Raw genomic sequence first — 3,176 nt, 5'->3', positions numbered from 1 at the left:
ATCCATGTGCTTGTCGAGGGCCTCTTGCAGGGCGTCCTCGTTTTCCTGCGGCATGATCGAACAGGTGGAATAGACGAGCGTGCCACCCGGCTTGAGAGCGCCCATGGCGCGGTCCAGAAGCGCGCGCTGCGAGCGGGCGCACTTGCCAAGCAGTTGCTCGGTCAGGCCGCGCAGGCTTTTCTCGTTGCCGCTGATGACGGTGCCCGTGCCGGTGCAGGGGGCGTCGAGCAGAATGCGGTCAAAGCGGAAGAACTCGTCGAGCTCGCGTGCGTCGATACGCATGACGGGCACGTTTTTGGCGCCCTGGCGGTGGAGGTTGGCTTCGAGCTTCTCGGCGCGGGGAATGCTCATCTCGCAGGCCGTGAGGTGTGCCTGGCCCTGGGTGAGGGCGGCGACCTGCGTCGTCTTGCCACCGGGGGCCGCGCACATGTCCAGGATGTCCTCGCCGGCTTGAGCGCCCAGGACCAACGGTGGCATCATGGACGACAGGCTCTGCAAGTAAATCTTGCCGTCGCGGTAGATGTCGAGGTCCCACAGGTCGGAAACCTGGGTCTCGGACAGGATGAAAGCGTCCGGGTACCAGGCAACGGTTTGGTGGGCGATGCCGGCCTCGTCGAGTGCAGTGGCGATGTCCTCGGCGGTCGCCTTGAGCGTGTTGGCGCGCAGCGTGACCGGGCGTGTGTCCGCGGCACCGAAGCCCTCGATCATGAGCTCGGCATCGGTGGGCGTGTAGGCGCCGGCGACCGTGTCGACCATAAAGCGCGGCAGGTCGGCGGCGCAGGGAAGGGCGGCAAGCTGGTCGGAAAGCTCGGTAGCGGCAAACTGCCTGAGCTTGAGCTCGGCCTTAACCTGCTTTTTTTGCTTACGACGACGCGGCTTGGACATCCGTCTTTCCTTCCCGTCCCAAATTGATTACTTTCCGGGCACGCCGCTACTGGCGTGCTTTAGTACTGGCTCTCGTGCTTGCTGAAGAAGTCGAAGCGCGGGGGCAGCGGCTTTACGCGGTGCTCGCCGGGCTTCTCGCCCAGGCTCTCAACAAACTCGTCCGTGGAGGCGAAGATGTTGTCCCAGCTAAAGAAGGCGACCGGATCGGCGTCGAAGTACTCGCAGATGAGCTCGCAGCCGGCCGGCACAATACCATGCATGAGCACGGTCGCCACGCGCAGCTCGGTAAAGGCGTCGACCAGTGCCTGCGTCATTGCGGCGTTTGCCTCGTTACCCTCGAGCTTGTTGGCGGCCTTGGAGGCGTCGCTCCAGCGCTTGTTGGCGGCACGCAGGTAGTCGTCGCACACGGCGAGCGCGCGGTGCGTCTCGAACTTGTACATGGCCTGCTCAAAGGCGAGAACTGCCTGTTCGGCGGCTTCGACCACGGTGTCAGAAGCGGCGCCGGCGGGAATGCAACCGTTGCGGTACGGGCTCTCGTCGCCCTCCTTGATGGCGACTCCGTAGAAGCAGCTGCGGGCCAGGCGGTTGAAGACGCCGGTCAAAAGGGCGCTCTCCTTAAGGGCCGGATCGATGACGCGCTTGTCGTCGCAGGCACGCACCTCGTTGCCGTCCTTGTCCTTGCCGGTCACGCGCGTGTCGTATGCCTTGGGGCTAAAGCTTACCGGCTTCTCGGACAGGCCGAGCGACAGCCAATGTGCACGCATCTGCTCGCAGGTGTAGTGGTTGAGCAGGTCGTCTGCCGGCGGGGGAGGCGTCTGCGAGGACGAGCTCGCCTTTTTGCCCATGTAGAGCAGGTGGTAGCAGGCGCTGACGGTGCTCTGCGTGAGGTCCCAACCCAGGGCCTCCCACATGGCGGTCTGCGCGATGCAGTAGAAGTAGATGTTGTCCTGACCGATGAACTGGTAGATCTGTGCGTCGTCAGAGCACCACCAGTCGCGCCAGTCGAGTGAGCTGTGCTGGTAGGTGGGCGCGGGGACCTGCGTGGAATCGGCGGCAGGCTCGCCCATGAGGGCGGCATCCTGGGCGGCGACGCCCTCGGTCACGCCGGCGGCCTTGGCATCGCGGGCGAGCACGGTGCGGGTGTAGCTGATGGGCGCCCACAGGCTCTCGGGCCAGCACCAGCAGGTGACGTCGGAAACGCCGTCGACCTCGGGCACCGGAACGCCCCAGTCGATGTTGCCGGTGATGCGGAAGGGCACGAGCGCCTTGCCGCTGCGGAAGCGCACGCCGCCGTTGGCGAGCACCGCGTGGGCGTCGTCGCGCTCCTTCCAGCTGGGGAAGGTGACGGTAAAGCTGCTCTTGTTGCCTTCGGGCTCCAGCACGGTGTGCTCGGGCAGCTGGTCCTCGACGGCGTCGAAGGCCTCGCGGAACTTGTTCTGGATGTAGAGCTGAGCCGGCAGCAGCCACTCCTCCATGGTCTTGGAGACCACGGAGCGAACCTGCAGGTTTTGGGCAAGCTTGGCGGTGTAGGTCTTCATAAAGTCGAGGTAGGCCGGCAGGTCAAAGTAGAGGTTGTCGACCGGGCGCAGCTCGGGCACCTCGCCGGTGAGCTGGCTCTTGGGCGCGATGAGCTCCTCGGGCTCAAACTGGTGACCCAGGTCGCACTCGTCGGCGTACGCCTTCTCGGACTTGCAGCCCTGGATGGGGCAGCGGCCGATGACCTGGCGGCCGTTGAGGAACGTGCCGGCCTTGGCGTCGTAGAACTGCAGCGTGGAGCGCTTGGAGATGGTGCCCTGCTCGTGCAGGCGCTCGATAATCTCGGCGGTCACCTCGTTGTGGATCTGGGCCGCCGGCTCAAGGCCCGAGCCGCCGTAGATGTCGCAGCTGATGTTTTAGTTGTTGAGGGTCGCTGCTTGGCGGGAGTGGTTGGACTCGACGTACTCGCTAATGGACTTGTCGTAGCCTTCGTTCTCCTTGAGCTTGCGGTAGCTCTCCATGATGGGTGAGCCGTAGCAGTCGGTGCCCGAGGTGAAGATGACGTTCTCGCGGCCCAGGCGGTCGCGCAGGAAGCGGGCGAAGAAGTCGGCCGGGACAAAGACGCCACCAACGTGGCCAAAGTGAAGGCCCTTGTTGCCGTAGGGCTCGCCGGCGGTAACGATGGCGCGGCAAGGCCAGCTGGGACGGTCGTTCATGGAGTATTTGGATGCCATGGGACTCCTTCGCATATGGTGAGAGCGCGGCCGGGCACAAGGCCTGGCGACGCGGTGGTCAATTCGTGCATATCGTTCGAC

At 64.6% G+C, this 3,176-nt stretch carries 1 protein-coding gene and 1 pseudogene; both read right to left on the bottom strand.

What is annotated here, in order from left to right:
* The coding region (locus tag ACT84W_RS10190) for an RsmB/NOP family class I SAM-dependent RNA methyltransferase (RefSeq protein ID WP_444329130.1) at window positions 1-885 on the bottom strand (885 nt) is incomplete at its 3' end.
* Window positions 886-944: 59 nt separating this feature from the next.
* Window positions 945-3,095 (bottom strand): annotated as a pseudogene (locus ACT84W_RS10185) (class I tRNA ligase family protein).
* Window positions 3,096-3,176: the final 81 nt, after the last annotated feature.

The organism is Paratractidigestivibacter sp., assembly GCF_052362415.1.
In the GTDB taxonomy this organism is placed as follows: Bacteria; Actinomycetota; Coriobacteriia; order Coriobacteriales; family Atopobiaceae; genus Paratractidigestivibacter.
The sequence above is the reverse complement of the archived record's forward strand: the minus strand, read 5'-3'. Positions and strand labels throughout refer to the sequence as shown.